Annotated in this window: 1 protein-coding gene; it reads right to left on the bottom strand. The window is 66.5% G+C overall.

Annotation, left to right across the window (positions count from 1 at the left end):
- A partial coding sequence (locus HA630_RS16960; RefSeq protein ID WP_166836184.1) for an electron-transfer flavoprotein:ubiquinone oxidoreductase occupies positions 1-1,145 on the bottom strand: 1,145 nt, incomplete at both ends.

The following is a 1,145-nucleotide window of genomic DNA, read 5'->3' as shown; positions in this document are numbered from 1 at the left end:
CAGTGCACGCAGTTCTGCGCGTTGATCACCAGCTGGTCGGCCCCGTCCTTGTTCACGAACTCGTACACCCCGGCCGGGCAGTAGCGGCTCTCGGGTCCGGCGTACTTGGCCAGGTTCACGCTCACCGGCACGCCAGCGTCCTTGAGCGTGAGGTGCGCGGGCTGGTCCTCGGCGTGGTTGGTGTTGCTGATGAAGACACTGGAGAGGCGGTCGAAGGTCAGCTTCCCATCGGGTTTGGGGTAGTCGATCTTGGGACACTCGGCCGCGGGGCGCAGGTAGGTGTGGTCGGCGTGGGTGCGGTGCAGGCTCCAGGGCGGGCGCTTCATGCCCAGCTTGGGCAGCAGCCAGTGCTCGATGCCGGTCATGAGCGCCCCCACCGTGTTGCCCTTCTTGAACCAGGCCTTGAAGTTGCGCGACTGGTCGAGTTCGCGGTACAGCCAGCTCTGCTCGAAGGCCTGGGGGTAGGCGACGAGTTCGTCACCGCTGCGCCCGGCCTGGATGGCTTCGAAGGCGGCTTCGGCGCACAGCATGCCGCTCTTGATGGCAGCGTGGCTGCCTTTGATGCGTGCGGCGTTCAAGTAACCGGCGTCGCACCCGACCAGGGCACCGCCGGGGAAGACGGTCTTGGGCAGGGAGTGCAACCCGCCGGCGACGATGGCGCGCGCGCCGTAACCGATGCGCTTGCCGCCTTCGATGTGGGGGCGGATGCTGGGGTGGGTCTTCCAGCGTTGCATTTCCTCGAAGGGGCTCAGCCAGGGGTTGCTGTAGTCCAGGCCCACCACAAAGCCCAGGGTGACCTTGTTGCCTTCGAGGTGGTACAGGAAACCACCGCCGTAGGTCTGGCCGTCCAGCGGCCAGCCGGCGGTGTGCACCACCAGGCCGGGTTTCGCTTGGTCTGCGGGCACTTCCCACAGTTCTTTGATGCCGATGCCGTAGGCCTGCGGGTCTTTGCCGGCGTCGAGCTGGAAGCGCTCGATCAGCTCTTTGCCCAGGTGGCCGCGGGCGCCTTCGGCAAACACGGTGTACTTGGCGTGCAGCTCCATGCCGATCTGGAAGTCGCCGGTGGGCTCGCCGTCTTTGCCCAGGCCCTGGTGGCCGGTGGCCACGCCTTGGACGGAACCGTCGGCGTTGTAGATGACTTCGGA

It is taken from the genome of Aquabacterium sp. A08, from assembly GCF_011742065.1.
Note: the sequence above shows the minus strand (reverse complement) of the source record. Positions and strands in the feature narration are given on the sequence as shown.